Source organism: Thauera sp. K11 (assembly GCF_002354895.1).
In the GTDB taxonomy this organism is placed as follows: domain Bacteria; phylum Pseudomonadota; class Gammaproteobacteria; order Burkholderiales; family Rhodocyclaceae; genus Thauera; species Thauera sinica.
In genome coordinates, this window is record NZ_CP023439.1 from 3,510,520 (window position 1) to 3,525,964 (window position 15,445).

Genomic DNA, 15,445 nt, shown 5'->3' on the forward strand with positions numbered 1-15,445 from the left:
CCACACCCCGCAACCCTGTCCGGAGTGACCGACATGCCGAAATTTGCCGCCAACCTGACCATGCTGTTCAACGAGGTCGCCTTCCTCGACCGCTTCCAGGCCGCCGCCGAAGCGGGCTTCAAGGGCGTGGAATACCTCTTCCCGTATGCCTTCGACAAGAACGAACTCGCCGGGCGCCTGCAGCAGCATGGCCTGGCCCAGGTGCTGCACAACCTGCCCGCCGGCAACTGGGAAGGCGGCGAGCGCGGCATCGCCTGCCACCCGGACCGCGTCGGCGAATTCCAGGACGGCGTGGGCCGCGCGATCGACTACGCCACCACGCTGGGCTGCAAGCAGGTCAACTGCCTGGCGGGTATCGCGCCGGCCGGCGCCGATGCCGACGAGGTGCGCGCCACCTTCGTCGACAACCTGCGCTTCGCCGCCGGGCAACTGAAGGAAGCCGGCATCCGGCTGCTGGTCGAGCCGATCAACACCTACGACATCCCCGGCTTCTACCTGAACCGCACCGCGCAGGCGATCGCCCTGCTCGACGAGGTCGGTTCCGACAACCTCTTCGTGCAGTACGACATCTACCACGCGCAGCGCATGGAAGGCGAACTCGGCAACACCATCGCCAGGTACCTGCCGCGCATCGCCCACATCCAGCTCGCCGACAACCCGGGCCGCAACGAGCCGGGCACCGGCGAGATCAACTACCCGTGGCTGTTCCGCCACATCGACGGGCTGGGCTACGACGGCTGGATCGGCTGCGAATACAAGCCGGCCGCCGGCACCGCCGCCGGCCTGGGCTGGATCGAGACGCTGGCCGGCTGACGGCACGGACACGAGCATCCACCAACGAGCATCAGGAGACGCAGGAAATGGCAAACATCGGCTTCATCGGACTGGGCATCATGGGCGCCCCCATGGCGGGCCACCTCATCGCCGGCGGCCACACGGTCCACACCTTCACCCACGGCGAAACGCCGAAGACGCTGATCGAGGCGGGCGCGAAGACGTGCGCCGACGGTGCCGAAGTGGCGCGCAACGCCGACATCATCATCACCATGGTGCCGGACACGCCGCACGTCGAGGACGCGCTGTTCAACCCCAGGGGCGTCGCCGCCGGCCTGAGCAAGGGCAAGATCGTGGTCGACATGAGTTCGATCTCGCCGGTCGCGACCAAGGAATTCGCCAGGCGCATCAACGCGCTGGGCTGCGAATACCTCGACGCCCCGGTGTCGGGCGGCGAGGTCGGCGCCAAGGCCGCCAGCCTGACCATCATGGTCGGCGGCAGCCAGGCCACCTTCGACGAAGTGAAGCCGCTGTTCGACCTGATGGGCAAGAACATCACCCTGGTCGGCGGCAACGGCGACGGCCAGATCACCAAGGTCGCCAACCAGATCATCGTCGCGCTCAACATCGAGGCGGTGGGCGAGGCCCTGCTGCTGGCGGCGAAGGCCGGCGCCGATCCGGCCAAGGTGCGCCAGGCGCTGATGGGCGGCTTCGCCAACTCGCGCATCCTCGAAGTGCATGGCGAGCGCATGGTCAAGCGCACCTTCGATCCGGGCTTCCGCATCGAGCTGCACCAGAAGGATCTCAACCTGGCCCTGACCACCGCGCGCCAGCTCGGCGTGTCGCTGCCCAACACCGCCACCGCGCAGGAACTGTTCAACGCCTGCGCCGCGCACGGCGGCGCCGGCCAGGACCACTCGGCGATGGTGCGCGCGCTCGAGCGCATGGCCAACTACGAGATCGGCGGCAGGTAGGCGGGCGCTTCGCCGGCACGCGGCGCGGACCGCGCCGGACAACGACAAAGGGCAGGCAAGGACCGGCCCGCCCCGCCGGGCGCAGCGCCCGGCGGGGCCACCAGAGGAGCACGTCATGCGTCATCTCGCCATCGAAGTCGGAGACATCCGCTTCGTCGCCCGCCTCGAAGAAGAAGCCGCGCCCCGCACCTGCGCCGCCTTCCTGGAACTGCTGCCCTTCGCCAACCAGGTCATCCACTCGCGCTGGAGCGGCGAGGCGGTCTGGATTCCGCTGGGCGACTTCGACACCCGCCTCGGCTTCGAGAACCACACCAGCCACCCCTCGCGCGGCGATATCCTGCTCTACCCCGGCGGCTTCTCGGAAACCGAGATCCTGTTCGCCTACGGCAGCAGTTGCTTCGCGAGCAAGATGGGGCAACTGGCCGGCAACCACTTTTTGACCGTGGTCGAGGGCGGCGGGCGGCTGATGGAAATGGGCCGCCGGGTGCTGTGGCAGGGCGCGCAGCCGATCCGCTTCAGCGATCCCGGCCAGCGCTGACGCAACGACGGAGCGACACCGACATGAACCTCACCCCGCGCGAGCTGCTCGCCAACATGTTCGCCGCCGCGGTGAACGCGGCGCAGCCCGAACACTGCATTCCGCGCTTCCTGCCCGAGCCGCCCCGCGGCCGCACCCTCGTCATCGGCGCCGGCAAGGCGTCGGCCGCGATGGCGCGGGCGCTGGAGCGCCATTGGCCGGGCGAACTGCAGGGCCTGGTCGTCACCCGCTACGGCTACGCGGTGCCGTGCGAGCGCATCGAGATCGTCGAGGCGGCACACCCGGTGCCGGACGCCGCCGGCCGCGAGGCCGCCGGACGCCTGCTGGAGTTCGTGCGCGGCCTCACCGAAGACGACCTGGTGATCTGCCTCGTCTCCGGCGGCGGCTCGGCGCTGCTGCCGCTGCCCGGCGAAGGCATCACGCTGGAGGACAAGCAGGCGATCAACCGCACGCTGCTGAAATCCGGCGCGACGATCTCGGAGATGAACTGCGTGCGCCGCCACCTCTCCGCCATCAAGGGCGGCCGCCTGGCGGCGGCCTGCCATCCGGCGCGGGTGGTGAACCTGCTGATCTCCGACGTGCCCGGCGACGACCCCATCGACATCGCCTCCGGCCCCACGGTGGCCGACCCCACGACCTGCGCCGACGCGCTGGAGATCGTGCGCCGCTACGGCATCGACCTGCCCGAGGGCGCGCGCCGGCTGCTCGAGAGCGGCGCCAGCGAGACGGTCAAGCCCGGCGACGGCCGCCTCGCCGGCGTTTCCACCCACCTGGTCGCCACCCCGCAACTGGCACTGAAGGCCGCCGCCAAGGTCGCCGCGCTGGAAGGCGTGACGCCGGTGCTGCTGGGCGACGGCATCGAGGGCGAGGCGCGCGACGTGGGCAAGGTCATGGCCGGCATCGCGCTGCAGGTCGCCAAGCACCGCCAGCCGGTGCCGCCGCCCTGCGTGCTGCTGTCCGGCGGCGAAACCACCGTCACCGTGCGCGGCAAGGGCCGCGGCGGGCGCAACGTCGAATTCCTGCTGTCGCTCGCGGTGGCACTCGACGGCGCACCCGGCATCCATGCGGTGGCGGGCGATACCGACGGCGTGGACGGGCTGGACGAGATCGCCGGCGCCTTCGTCACCCCGGACACGCTCGAGCGCGCCTGGGCGCGGGGCATCCGTCCGCGCGACAGCCTGGACGACAATGACGGCCACGGCTTTTTCGAAGCGCTCGGCGATTCGCTCGTCACCGGCCCGACGCTGACCAACGTGAACGACTTCCGCGCCATCCTGATCACCTGATCCGGCGCCGCCACGAGAACGAGCAAGGAGACAAGCAGATGAAGGACATCAAGGCATTGACGCTGGACGACGTGAAGCGCATCGCCGCGGCGGCCGAGGCCGAGGCACTGGCCAATGGCTGGGCCGTCAGCATCGCGGTGTGCGACGCCGGCGGCCACGCGCTGTGGCTGCAGCGCATGGACGGCGCGGCGCCGATGAGCGCCGCCGTGGCGCCGGAAAAGGCGCGCACCTGCGTGCTGAGCGGCAAGCCCAGCCGCGTCTATGAAGAGATGGTCAACAACGGCCGCTTCGCCGCGCTCAGGATGCCGGTGGTGCCGCTCGAAGGCGGCGAACCCATCGTCATCGACGGCACGGTGATCGGCGCCGTCGGCGTGTCGGGCGTGAAATCGGGCGAAGACGCCCAGGTGGCGCGCGCCGGCGTCGCCGCCGTCACTGCGCCCAGGGAGGCAGCATGAAACGCGAACGCAGCGCCCGCATCCTCGCCACGCTCGGGCCGGCAAGCTCCACCCTCGAACGCATCCGCACGCTGGCCGAGGCCGGCGCCGACGTGTTCCGCCTGAACTTCAGCCACGGCAGCCACGCCGACCATGCCGAGCGCCTGGAGCTGATCCGCCAGGTCGAGCAGGAACTCGGCCGCCCGATCGGCGTGCTGATGGACCTGCAAGGCCCCAAGCTGCGCGTCGGCCGCTTTGCCGCCGGCAAGGTCGTGCTGGCCCCCGGCGCGCGCTTCCGCCTCGACCTGTCGCCGGAGGACGGCGACGAGCACCGCGCCAACCTGCCGCATCCGGAGATCTTCGCCGCACTCGAGGCCGGCACCGACCTGCTGCTCGACGACGGCAAGCTGCGCCTGCGCGTGGACGCCTTCGGCCCGGATTTCGCCGACACCACCGTGCTGGTGGGCGGCGTGCTGTCCGACCGCAAGGGCGTCAACGTGCCCGGCGTGGTGCTGCCGATCTCCCCGCTCACCGCCAAGGACCGCGCCGACCTCGACTTCGGCCTGTCGCTGGGCGTGGACTGGGTGGCGCTGTCCTTCGTGCAGCGCCCCGAAGACATCCGCGAGGCGCGCGAGATCATCGGCGACCGCGCCTGGATCATGGCCAAGCTGGAAAAGCCGGCGGCGATCGAGCATCTCGAACCCATCGTCGCGCTGGCCGACGGCATCATGGTGGCGCGCGGCGACCTCGGCGTGGAACTGCCGCCGCAGCAGGTGCCGGTGCTGCAGCGGCGCATCGTGCGCGCCGCGCGCGCCGCCGGCCGCCCGGTGGTGGTGGCGACGCAGATGCTGGAATCGATGATCAGCGCGCCGGTGCCCACCCGTGCGGAAGCCTCCGACGTCGCCACCGCGATCTACGACGGCGCCGACGCGGTGATGCTGTCCGCCGAATCGGCCTCCGGCCAGTATCCGGTGGAGGCGGTCGGCATCATGCACCGCATCATCTGCGAGGTGGAGCAGGACCCGGCCTGGCGCGAGGGCCTGGAAGCGAGCCACACGCCCGCCGGCGCCAACACGCCGGACGCGATCTGCTGCGCGCTGCGCCGCGTGGTCGCGCTGCTGGAACCGGCCGCTACCGTCGCCTACACCTCGTCGGGCTTCAGCGCGCTGCGCGCCAGCCGCGAGCGGCCGGTGGCGCCCATCCTGGCGCTGACGCCGCAGCTCGGCACCGCGCGCCGGCTGGCCCTGGCCTGGGGGGTGCATCCGATCCCGTTCGAGCAGGTGGCCGACGTCACCGAGATGGTCGCGCACGCGGCCGGCGCCTCGGTGAGCCATGGCTTCGCCGCGCCGGGCGACAACATCGTCGTCATCGCCGGCCTGCCCTTCGGGCGCAGCGGCAGCACCAACCTGCTGCATGTGGAGCGCATTCCGCGCTGATCCGGTGGCCCCTGGACCACCAGGGCGGCGGTTGCGCGTGGGGACTGTGCGTGGCCGAACCGGAGCGCATCGCTCCGGCAGGTTCCGGCAGCCCATCGAAGTGATGCGGGGATGACGTGATGGGAGGCTACCCGAACCGGGTCTATCACCTAAGTCTTAGCTCGTGTGGATCATGCCGGATATATCTCCGGGTCATGATGAAGGCGTACTCTCCAATGCCGATCGATTGGGGAGAGCGCCCGTGCTTCGTCGTTTCATCGCCGTGCCGCTTGCCGGCACCTTGCTCGCCGCCAGCGCCGTCCCGGCGTTCGCGGCGGGCGACTACGGACTGGCCGGCCGGCAGGCTGCCGACTGGCTGATTTCCCGGCAGGACGCGAGCGACGGCAGTTGGGGCAACGCGCCCGGCCTGAAACCCGTGCATACCGCCCTGGCCGTGCGCGCGCTGCACGCCATGAACCGGCGCGACGCCGCCTACTACGCGGGTATCGCCTGGCTGAAGAACCACGAGACCGGCAACATCGACTACCGCGCGCGGCGGATGGTGGCGCTGGCCGAGAGCGGCGCGGTGGTCTCGAACGACCTCCAGGCGTTGCTGAGCGAACAGCGCCCCGGCGCCCCTTTCAATCGCGGATGGGGACTCACCGCCGCCTACAACGGCTCGCCGCTCGATACCGCGCTCGCGCTGCAGGCGATCGGCGTCAGCGGCCAGACCGTCGATACGTCCGCCGCCATCTCCTACCTCAAGGGGGCCCAGCTCACCGGCACCGACAAGGGCTGGTCCATCAGCCAGAACACCGCCAGCGACGCCACGACCAACGCCATGGTCATCCTGGCGCTTGTTCCCTACCGGGCCCAGGACAACACGCTGGCCACGCCCCTGGCCAATGCGGCGGCGACGCTCGCGGCCCAGGTCGGCGCCGGGGCGCCGGTGCAGATGCGCGCGCTGGCCGCCCAGGCCCTGCTGGCGCGCGATCCGGCGTCTTCCAGCGGCATCGCGCTGATGAACGGGGTACTCGCCCAGCAGGGAAGCGACGGCGCCTGGGGCGGCGACATCCACGCCACCGCCTCGGCCCTGCAGGCCCTCGCGGTGGCGGCCGGCAGTGATCTTGCTGCGCAGCGCCTGCGCGTCGAAGTCCCCGACGAAGCCCTGCGGGCAGCCATCAACAAGGCGCTCAACCGGGGGGCGCTGGATCATCTCAATCGCGGTGAATTGGCGAAGCTGACCTCGCTCGACATCTCGGGGAGCGGGGTGACGAGCCTGGCCGGGCTGGAGTACGCCACCAGTCTCACCGCGCTCCATGCCGCCAACAACAGCATCACGGACACCTCGCCCCTGAATGGCCTGACCCAGCTCGCAACCACCGATCTGGCCGGCAATCCCTGCGCCGGGTGCAGCGCGGGCGGCACGTCGATGCCCATGGGCGAAACCCCGCTGCCGGCCTGGGCGCTGGCTGCATTGGGCGCGGCCTTTGTGGGCGCCATGCGCCGTTCGCGCAACCGGAGAGGTTCATGACCCCGCTACGCACAGCCCTCACCTGCCTCTTCCTGGCAGGCAGCCTTTCCCTGCTCGCTATCCCGGCGGGCGCCGAGCCGCCCGCCGTCGGCCGCAGTGGTGCCATCCCGCCCGAGGTACTGAATCCCCGGCAGGTCCAGACGCTGCAGATGGTTGGCAGCCGCGTGTTGCAGGCCATGGCGACCGAACGCGCGGTCGCGGATCAGGAAGCCGCGGAGGAGCGCGCCCGCCTGGCGCCGGTGAAGGACGCGCTGAAGGAACTGGAGCAGTCCCTGACCGAAGAGGTCATGCATCCGCGCCTGCTGGCCGGCGGCAGCCAGAAGCGCGACCAGCCGGTGCCACGCATCGATCTCAAGCTGGTGCCGGCCGACGTTCCCGTCGATTTCAGATTCGACCCCTCCCGTCCTGCGCGACCGCTGGCGGCACCCGCCATGCCGCAGCCCGCACCACAGGTGTTCAACTGGTCCGAGCTGACGGGCAAGGCGGGAGGGCGCAACGCGGCAGCCATGGAACACCTGGCGCAAAAGCAAAGCGAAGCGCGCTCGCGCATCGCCGCAGCGCGCGGGCTGCAGCGGCGAGAACGAGTCGTTGCCGACACGGATGCAGTGGAGCGCCAGTGGGATCAGGTGCTGGAGCGGCTCGACGCCTTGCCCGAAGAGCCGGCCCAGCGCCTGGCCGAGGTCCGCCGCCTGCGCCGCGCCCTCGAAGCGCCCGAGCCGCCGGCGCTCAAGCCTTCGAGCCCGTCGATCCGGCAGGTGCCAGTGGATGTCGGGCCGGACGTTCGCCAATCAGCCCCCCGCAAGTGAGCCCGGACAAGGAAGCGCGTGCCGCCATGAAGATTTCCTTCCCCAGATGTGTCGTATCGATCCTGCTTGCGGCGAGTGCTGCCAGCGCGCAGGCACTCTGTCTCGACACCGCAGAAGACCCGCTGCTGTGCGAAACCCGCGAAATCCGTTTCCGGGGCGAAGCGGCACAGGTCTTGCGCAACAAGGCCGCCGCCTTGGGCAACGCTGCGGACATCTACGCCTACCTGCGCAACCATGCGGAATACACCCCGTATTACGGCGCGCGCAGTGACTCGATCAACAGTTTCGGCGGGCTCGTCGGCAACGACGTAGACCTCGCCTCCACGCTCATCGCGATGCTGCGCTCGCAAGGCATCAAGGCGCGTTACGCACTGGGTTCGGCCACCATTCAGAAGAACCCGCTTGCCAACCAGCTTCGCGTGGACAACATCGCGCTTCTGCCCACCGTGCTCGGTTCCCAGGGGGTCATCTACACCGCGAACACCGATACCACGATGACCATCGAGCGTACCTGGGTCGAGGCCCTGGTGCCCTACCGTGCCTACCGTGGCGCGGCGCCCGCTACATGCGCCGCGGAGAGCGTCGACTGCCGCTGGGTGGCACTCGACCCCTCCTTCAAGCAAAAGCGCTATGCCCATCCGGACAAGCATCTGCTGCTGAGGGATGTCGGCTTCGATTTCACCGCCTATTACAACGCCGACAACCCGGCGAGCCCGAACCACGATGCGAGCCTGAAAAACAAGAACCCGATCACCATCTTCGAGGAAAAGGCCCAAGCCTACCTGAAGGCGAATCACGCCGGCGTCACGCTGGACGACGTGGCCGATGTGGGCGAAATCGTCGCCGACGACAGTGGCCTGCTGCCGGCGTCACTCCCCTTTGCAGCGACCACAACGGGCCGCTACCCCTCGGTCGACGACCACGATGCCGCAATTTCCACGCGATGGCGCCGGATGGCTTCGGTCACGCTCGAAGTCGACGACTGCGGCGACACCGCCCATGTGCTGCCGTCGGCTCAGGTGCCGCTCGCGGTGCTCGCGAGCTCGCGGCTCACCTTTGGCACCCTGACCGATGGCGGCCAGACCCGTTTCGGCTTCCAGCTCGACGGCGTACAACAGGGCAGCACCGTCACCCTGGGCAGCCAGCAGGTGAGTTGCACCGATGGTTCCACCCGGACGCTCGGCGCGGGCAGCCGCGTGACGGCCACGGTCTCGTTCGACAATATCGACCAGGATTCCGCCGCGGTTTCCGCAAAGTACGACAACCTCACGATTGGCGGGTACTTCGTGCTTGCCACCGGCGCCGAGGTCTCGAACTGGGATCAGGTCAAGCGTGCCTACACCCGGCTCAACGAAGCGAATGACCAGTATCCGCTGGTCGTCGATTCGGGCGGTGCGGTGTACGTCGATCGCAACGGCAATGGCGCCGTGGATACGGGCGATACGCTGCTGGGCAATCACGCCCAGGCTCGCGAAGCCCTGGTTGGCGGCCTGCTCGACGTGGCCTCGCGGCTCTACGTGAGGTCCCTCAAGCACTCCGTGGATCGATATACGCTCTTGACCAACCATATCGACCTCCTGCAGTCCTCGGGGGGCATTCTGAGTACCGCGCAGGCCGCCCACTACCTGGGCGAGACCAGCTTCGGAATCGCGCCCGAAGGTCTGCTGATCGACCTGCAGGCCTACCAGACCGGGGGGACCTACAAGCGCGAAACGGTCAGCCGGGCGCCGTCGTCCACCTTTCTGTTCGTGGGCCATGCGCTGTCCGCCCACGAGCACGAGGTCTGGCAAAAGGTCACGGGGCTCGATGCCATCTCCACCCTGCGCGGTTTCCAGACCAGCCTGAGCCAGGGGCACAGTCTGCTCACGCTGAAACGCAGTACGTCGGTCGATCCGCTTCCCGCGGCGCTCGATGCCTGGCGTTTCAAGAGCACGCCACCGGCCGGCTACACGCCGCGTGAATACACGCTGTTCGGCCGCAGGATCTACACGTGGGAATACACCGGATCGAATCCCGCTGCCGCCGGGCTGGACATCATCCGCGCCAACGCCAGTGGCGTCTCCGCCAGCGTGCTCAATGCCGAACCCGACCAGTTCTGGGTATCCGTCAACGTGCAGTCCGTCATCAAGAGCTACGACGACGTCGAAAACTTCCTGCTTGAACGGCAGCCGAGTGAAGGACAGCCCAAGACCAACATCCAGACCGACGTGGGAACGCAAAACTACGACATCGTCAGGGCCGATGTGACCAGTCCGCCGTCTGGTTTCTCGGTAGGCGTGAGCCGCCTCGATTCGACGACCCATCGTCTCACGTACAACGAGAAGAACCCGCCGCTGCCTGACAACACATACAACATCCTGACTCGCCTCTACCTGGCCACGTCCAATAAGACGACATGGGACATTCCCATTCCTGCGCAGGGGTACAGCTTCACATTGACCGGCATGACGTCCAGCAACCCGGCTTTCAGGGTCGTCAGCTATCCGAGCCAGATACCCTACAACACGGCAGCGACAGCCCGAGTCGAGAAAATCGCCTACATATCGGACACCGACAATCTGGTGATTCAGCTCGTCGCCAGTGGCATGGCGTACAACCAGTCGGGCACCCCGTATATCGTGAACAACAATGCCATTGGGGGCCAGGCATTCTGGGCGCGGGAAAACCGGGTGATCGAAGGCCTCATGGATTTTGCCCTGAACGGGGTGAACACCTCCGACGCAATCAGCATCCAGGCCTGCAACGGCCAGACATTCAGCGGTACCCCGACCCAGTTGCTGTCCAGCCTCAGGACCCAGTGCTTCGAGCCGGCCATCGCCGGTGCGATCGACCTGATTGACTTCCTCGACCGGAACAAGGGTTTCAATCCCTCGCTGTACCTGTTCCGGGACGCTGCGACAAAGGCGGCCAACGAGTATCCGGTGCGATTCCTCAAATCGCTGCAGGGCGCCTACTACGGCGCCGAACCTGGCCTCGTGGAATACGTGCTGCCGAGCCGGATGCCGCAAGGCGACGGCTATCTCTTCAACGTGCATCTGCTGAACGAGTTCAACTCGGATGGCAGCTACAAGTCGTCCAGCTACGCCATCTCCAACCAGAGCGATGCGGACTGAGGTCTGCGGAAGGAACGATCCATCATGTCCACTCGACATCCACGCGTGCGCCGCATCGTTGCCGGCCTGACGCTCGCCGCCTTCACGCTGACGACCGCGGCCCCCGCAATGGCGGGGGGTTTCGTGACGGCCGCCAAGCCCATCATCCCGTCGGTGCCGCCGGTCAATCCCGGCACGCCGCCGGTGGTTGCCTACAACAACGCGTCCTTCACCGACAAGATACTGGTGAGTGCGGTGAACAACGACTGGTTGCGCACGCCCTCGACCTCGGACCCCATCTCGACGGTGACGGGCAACAACTATCACGACGAGACCGATTTCACGATCCGCGGCCGCAATGGGCTGAACATCGTTTTTACGCGCACCTACAACAGCCTGCCCGTCACCAAGGTGGATCGCGGCCTGGGGTATGGCTGGGTGCATAGCTACATGATGCGGCTGAAGTCGAACGACTTCGGCGAATGCCCCAACTGCGCGACCAGCCAGAAGCCGGAGAACGGCAACGGCAAGACCAGTTCGGTCACCTACACCGACGAGCGCGGCGGCGAACAGAATTTCCTCGTCAACGAATCCAGTTACGCCATCACCGCGCCCCAGGGGATTCACGACACCCTCACCCTGGACAGCCCGGCCGCCGGCCAGCACACGCTGACGTTCCGCAACGGCGTGAAGTACGTCTTCGAGACGCCGAGCGGCAACCTGAAGACGACGCCCAACGTCACGGCGCGCCTGAAGTACATCGACAACGCCTGGGGCGACCGCCTCACGCTCGCCTACGACGCCAACGGGCGGCTTTCGACGATCACCGACAACCTCGGCATCCCGAACCGTACGGGCCTCACCTTCACCTACGATCCCAATGGCCGGCTGAAGGACGTCACCGACTGGAGCGGTCGTCAATGGCGTTTCGCCTACGACGGCTCGGGCAACCTCGCGAGCACCACCCATCCGCTCTCGCACACGCTCACCTACGGCTACGACACCAGGCACCTGCTCACCCGCATCACCAAGCCCTTGCAGCGTGACGGCAAGGCCGTCGAAACGCGTTTCACCTACTACGAGAACGGCCGCGCGATGAGCCAGACCAACGCGCTGGGCGAAGGCGAGTTCCTCGACTACGACCTCTTCCGCCGCAGCACGCGGGTGACCGATCCGCGCGGCGGCGTGCGCCAGTACGACTACGATGAGAACGGCCGGATGACCAAGCTCGTCGAGGCCGACGGCGCGATCCTCAACTTCGAGAACCAGGCCGACGCCATTCGCAGCGCGAAGGTCGATGCGCTGGGCTACGCGACCCGCTACAGCTACCGGCTGGATCGCGCCTTCACCGGCACGTCCGATGCCTACGGCAACGTCACCCGCGAGCAGGACGCGCTCGGGCGCACCATCGACTACGGCTACGGCCCGCTCGACCAGGTCGCCACGGTCAAGGACAAGCGCGGCACGGTCACGACGACGACCTTCGGCACGGCGACCAGCGGCTGCGACCATGCCGGACGCCCGAAGGAGACGCGCATCAGCACCCTGGCAGGATCGGGCAATGTGCTGCTCGCGAGCCAGTGCTGGAACGGCGATGCCACGCTCGCCCACCGCCGCCAATACCTGGACGGCACGCGCTACGTCGAGACGCGGCTCAGCTACACCGACAACGGGCTGAACGTGAGCCAGCAGCAGACGGTCGGCATGCCGTCGGGCGCCACGGTCACCCGCACCTACACCTACGATGCGCTGGGCCGCAAGAAGACCGAGACCCTCAAGCGCCGCACGAGCCCGACCAATGCGACGCTCCTCGACCTGACCACCCGCTACGACTACGACGCGCTCGACCGCGTCGTCAAGGCGACCGATCCGCTGGGCAACGAAGTCATCAACAGCTTCGACGCCAACGGCCAGCTCTGGAAGATCACGCATCGCTACAAGCGCCCTGACGGCAGTTTCGACGTGCGCGACGTGGCCACCCGGACGTTCGATGCCGCCGACCGGGTCAAGACCGAGACCGACGCCGCGGGGCATGCGACCACCTACGCCTACGACGCGGCAGGCAACGTGGTGGCGGTAACCGATGCCGAGGGCCACACGGCGCGCGTCGAATACGACGCGATGAACCGGAAGGCCGCGGTGGAGGACGCCACCGGCTACCGCACCGAGACCACCTACAACCAGCGCGGCGACGCGATCGCCCTCACGAACGCGAACACCGAGACCGTGGTCTTCGAGTTCGACGCGCTGGGCCGCAAGACCGCCGCAGTGGACGCCAGGGGCTATCGCAGCGAGTTCCAGTACGACGCGGCGGGCAACCTCGTCTGCACCACTGACGCCAACGCCCAGGCCGGGCTGCAACCGAAGAACGGCCACGGCTGCACGGAATTCCGCCAGTACGACGAACTGAACCGCGTGACCCGGATCGTCGATGCGCTGGGCGGCGAGACGGCCTTCACCTATGACCTCGCGGGCCACCGCCTGGCGGTGACCGACGCCGCGAACAAGACCTGGGCCTTCGCCTACGATGACCTGGGCCGGCTCGCCGCGGAGACGGATCACGCCGGCAAGAGCCTTGCCTACAAGGCGGACGAAGCGGGCAACGTCTATGAGAAGACCAACCGCCTCGCCGAGGTCACCCGCTACAGCTTCGACACGGGCAACCGCCTCACTCGAGTGGACTACCTCAAGGACGGCAGCGCGGAGACCTTCGCCTTTGATGCGGCGGGCAACCGCAGCGCCGCGGCCAACGGCGCGGTGAGCTACACCTTCCAGTACGACGTGCTCAACCGGCCCACCGCCAAGCTCGACAGCCGTGGCCGCAGCCTGAGCTTCACCTACGACGCGGCGGGCAACCTCCTCACCAAGACGACCTACCAGGGCAGCACGACCCACTACGTCTACAACGCCGCCAACCGGCTGGTGATGCTCCGCAACCCCGACTACACCCAGGTCGACTACCAGTACGATCCGGCCGGGCGGATGCTCTCGCGCGTGACCGCCAACGGCGCGCGCAGCACCTACCAGTACGAGGCCAACGGCACGCTCACCCGCGAAACTCAGTACGACGCGGCCAACACCCTGGTCTCCGACACCACCTACACGCGCGACCGGGTGGGCCACATCCTCACCCGGACCGACGGCGCGGGCACGACGACCTACGCCTACGATGCCCTCTACCGCCTGAAAACGGCTGACTACCCGGGTGCGACGAACGACGAAGCGTTTACCTACGACGCGGTCGGCAACCGGCTCACGCACACCAGGGGCAGCCTCGCGCCGAACGCGAACACGCGTTACTACAGCTATACGGCGGGCACCAACCGGCTGCTGGACATCCGCATCGGCGGCACGGGCGGCACGGTGGAATCCAGCTTTGTGCACGACCACGAAGGGCGGCTCACGAGTCAGACCGGAGCCGGCGCGAAGGCGCTGACGTGGGATGCCAAGGGCCGGCTGAAGACGGCCGGCGCGGAAAGCTACGTTTACGATCCGATGGATTACCGGATCGGGCGCAGCGGCGGGAGCCTCGGCAGCCGCAGCTATTTCCTCGAAGGCGAGCATCTGGAATCGGTCGAGCGCGGTGGCGAACTGGTCGAACGCTACTTCCGGGGCGCCGGCACTGACGAACTGGTCGCCGGTTTCCTCAAGGACGGCGAAGGCAAGACGAAGCCCTATCTTTTCCACCACGACGCGCTCACCAACACCACGGCGGTGACGGGGCACAACGGCGGCACGATCCAGCACATCGCCTATGGAGCCTTCGGCAACGTGCTCACCAACTCAGGGAGCAGTCCGAACCGGTTGAAATATACGGGGCGCGAAGATGACGGCAATGGGTGCTACTACTATCGCGCACGGTACTATTGCCTGGGCATCGACAGGTTCATCTCCGAAGACCCGCTCGGGTTCGCGGCAGGGGATGTCAATTTCTATGCCTATGTAGGGAACAACCCGGTCAATGCGAATGATCCGAGCGGCGAGGCAGTCAACCTCTTTGCTGGTGCTGGTGGAGCGATTATTGGAGGTATAGGAGGAGGCATGACAGCCTTCATTAAATCCGGAGGGGATTGGTCAGCCACTTGGAAAGGTGCGCTGGCAGGTGGGGTATTCGGTGCAGTAGCAGGCTTGACGTTCGGCGCGAGTGTGGCTGCATCAAGTACTGCACTAGTAGCCAAAGGTGCAGCCATCGGGGTAGCTTCCGCAGCAGGCGGTAGCGCTTCTGGACAATTCTTCGGCAATAGGGGACAAATCAATTTGACAGAAGTGGGAGTCACGGGAGCATTAGGAGCAATTCCTGGGGGAGCTCAGGGCGCTCTTAAAGCTGTTGCCTTGAGCTCTGGGCTAAGCCAAAGCACCGCGAATACTCTTGGAAGCTTGGGTTTGGTTGCACAACTGAAGGTCGGGACGACGGCAGCTGGGGTTGGAATAGGTCCTGTCTTGCCAGAATACAATCTTGATCTTAGTAAGACTTACTCCACAGTCAATTCCATCGAGAGTAGACTGCCGAATTTAGTGTCTTCTGGGGCCAATTCTTCTTACGCGAGCGATCCGAGTTCTTTATTGAAGTCTGTTTATAACAAATAGATATA

The 15,445-nt window shown here is 67.2% G+C and carries 10 protein-coding genes; all 10 read left to right on the forward strand.

Annotated elements, in window-relative coordinates:
* The first annotated feature begins 33 nt into the window (after nucleotides 1-33).
* The 10 genes from hyi (at nucleotide 34) to CCZ27_RS15420 (ending at nucleotide 15,440) form a co-directional block, all read left to right on the forward strand.
* On the forward strand, nucleotides 34-813 hold the full coding sequence (hyi, locus tag CCZ27_RS15375) for a hydroxypyruvate isomerase (protein ID WP_096452654.1): 780 nt from the start codon (nucleotides 34-36) through the stop codon (nucleotides 811-813).
* Nucleotides 814-860: 47 nt separating this feature from the next.
* Entirely contained in the window at nucleotides 861-1,748 is an 888-nt protein-coding gene (locus CCZ27_RS15380) for a 2-hydroxy-3-oxopropionate reductase (RefSeq protein ID WP_096449578.1), read from the forward strand.
* A 115-nt stretch (nucleotides 1,749-1,863) separates the two neighbouring features.
* Nucleotides 1,864-2,286 (forward strand): DUF3830 family protein, encoded by a 423-nt coding sequence (locus CCZ27_RS15385; RefSeq protein WP_096449580.1) that lies wholly within the window; start codon nucleotides 1,864-1,866, stop codon nucleotides 2,284-2,286.
* A 23-nt stretch (nucleotides 2,287-2,309) separates the two neighbouring features.
* Complete coding sequence (locus CCZ27_RS15390) at nucleotides 2,310-3,572, forward strand: glycerate kinase type-2 family protein (protein WP_096449582.1); 1,263 nt, start codon at nucleotides 2,310-2,312, stop codon at nucleotides 3,570-3,572.
* Nucleotides 3,573-3,610: 38 nt separating this feature from the next.
* Nucleotides 3,611-4,027, forward strand: coding sequence for a GlcG/HbpS family heme-binding protein (locus CCZ27_RS15395; protein ID WP_096449584.1), 417 nt, complete (start codon nucleotides 3,611-3,613; stop codon nucleotides 4,025-4,027).
* Nucleotides 4,024-5,442, forward strand: a complete 1,419-nt coding sequence (gene pyk / locus CCZ27_RS15400) for a pyruvate kinase (RefSeq protein ID WP_096449586.1) — start codon at nucleotides 4,024-4,026, stop codon at nucleotides 5,440-5,442. Before CCZ27_RS15395 ends, pyk begins: the two co-directional genes overlap by 4 nt.
* A 241-nt stretch (nucleotides 5,443-5,683) precedes the next feature.
* Complete coding sequence (locus CCZ27_RS15405) at nucleotides 5,684-6,955, forward strand: MYXO-CTERM sorting domain-containing protein (protein WP_096449588.1); 1,272 nt, start codon at nucleotides 5,684-5,686, stop codon at nucleotides 6,953-6,955.
* Nucleotides 6,952-7,761 (forward strand): hypothetical protein, encoded by an 810-nt coding sequence (locus CCZ27_RS15410; RefSeq protein WP_096445229.1) that lies wholly within the window; start codon nucleotides 6,952-6,954, stop codon nucleotides 7,759-7,761. The genes CCZ27_RS15405 and CCZ27_RS15410 overlap by 4 nt, the downstream gene beginning before the upstream one ends.
* A 26-nt stretch (nucleotides 7,762-7,787) precedes the next feature.
* Nucleotides 7,788-10,874: a transglutaminase-like domain-containing protein gene (locus CCZ27_RS15415; RefSeq protein ID WP_157748595.1), complete on the forward strand. Its 3,087-nt coding sequence runs from the start codon at nucleotides 7,788-7,790 to the stop codon at nucleotides 10,872-10,874.
* A gap of 24 nt (nucleotides 10,875-10,898) precedes the next feature.
* Nucleotides 10,899-15,440 carry an RHS repeat-associated core domain-containing protein gene (locus tag CCZ27_RS15420; RefSeq protein ID WP_096449592.1) on the forward strand — a complete coding sequence of 1,514 codons (4,542 nt, stop codon included), beginning with the start codon at nucleotides 10,899-10,901 and terminating at the stop codon, nucleotides 15,438-15,440.
* Nucleotides 15,441-15,445: the final 5 nt, after the last annotated feature.

What these genes read in the sequence shown, in the direction of transcription:
- hyi (WP_096452654.1), top strand. Translation starts at nt 34, where the DNA reads ATGCCGAAATTTGCCGCCAACCTGACCATGCTGTTCAACGAGGTCGCC.
- CCZ27_RS15380 (WP_096449578.1), top strand. Translation starts at nt 861, where the DNA reads ATGGCAAACATCGGCTTCATCGGACTGGGCATCATGGGCGCCCCCATG.
- CCZ27_RS15385 (WP_096449580.1), top strand. Translation starts at nt 1,864, where the DNA reads ATGCGTCATCTCGCCATCGAAGTCGGAGACATCCGCTTCGTCGCCCGC.
- CCZ27_RS15390 (WP_096449582.1), top strand. Translation starts at nt 2,310, where the DNA reads ATGAACCTCACCCCGCGCGAGCTGCTCGCCAACATGTTCGCCGCCGCG.
- CCZ27_RS15395 (WP_096449584.1), top strand. Translation starts at nt 3,611, where the DNA reads ATGAAGGACATCAAGGCATTGACGCTGGACGACGTGAAGCGCATCGCC.
- pyk (WP_096449586.1), top strand. Translation starts at nt 4,024, where the DNA reads ATGAAACGCGAACGCAGCGCCCGCATCCTCGCCACGCTCGGGCCGGCA.
- CCZ27_RS15410 (WP_096445229.1), top strand. Translation starts at nt 6,952, where the DNA reads ATGACCCCGCTACGCACAGCCCTCACCTGCCTCTTCCTGGCAGGCAGC.
- CCZ27_RS15415 (WP_157748595.1), top strand. Translation starts at nt 7,788, where the DNA reads ATGAAGATTTCCTTCCCCAGATGTGTCGTATCGATCCTGCTTGCGGCG.
- CCZ27_RS15420 (WP_096449592.1), top strand. Translation starts at nt 10,899, where the DNA reads ATGTCCACTCGACATCCACGCGTGCGCCGCATCGTTGCCGGCCTGACG.